This is a genomic window from Dietzia massiliensis, from assembly GCF_018390595.1.
GTDB lineage: Bacteria > Actinomycetota > Actinomycetes > Mycobacteriales > Mycobacteriaceae > Dietzia > Dietzia massiliensis.
The window spans coordinates 1-352 of sequence record NZ_JAHBAV010000322.1; the positions used below are offsets into that span (position 1 = coordinate 1).

1 protein-coding gene is annotated in these 352 nt (G+C 62.2%); it reads right to left on the bottom strand.

What is annotated here, in order from left to right; genetic code table 11:
- The coding region (locus KHA85_RS17405; protein ID WP_213186742.1) for an MMPL family transporter at positions 1 to 352 on the bottom strand (352 nt) is incomplete at both ends.

Consider the following 352-nt stretch of genomic DNA (forward strand, 5'->3'; position numbering starts at 1 on the left):
GTATACCCACAGCAACATCACGATGATCACCACGAAGGTGATGATCGTGACCTTCTGGAGGCTCTTTTGTCCGGCCGAGTGCTGATCGGCGATCAACGCCCCAGCGCCGGTCACATAGGCCTTGACCCCCGACGGCGCAGGCACGCTGTCCACGATCTTGCGGACCGCCGCGACAGACTCGCTGGCCAGGCTCTCGCCCTGGTTACCAGCAAGATACGCCTGCACATAGGCGGCCTTGCCGTCGGAGCTTTGCGAACCGGCGGCCGTCAGCGGATCCCCCCAGAAGTCCTGGACGTGCTGGACGTGTTTCGTGTCAGCCTCGAGTTTGCGGACGATCTGGTCGTAGAAATGG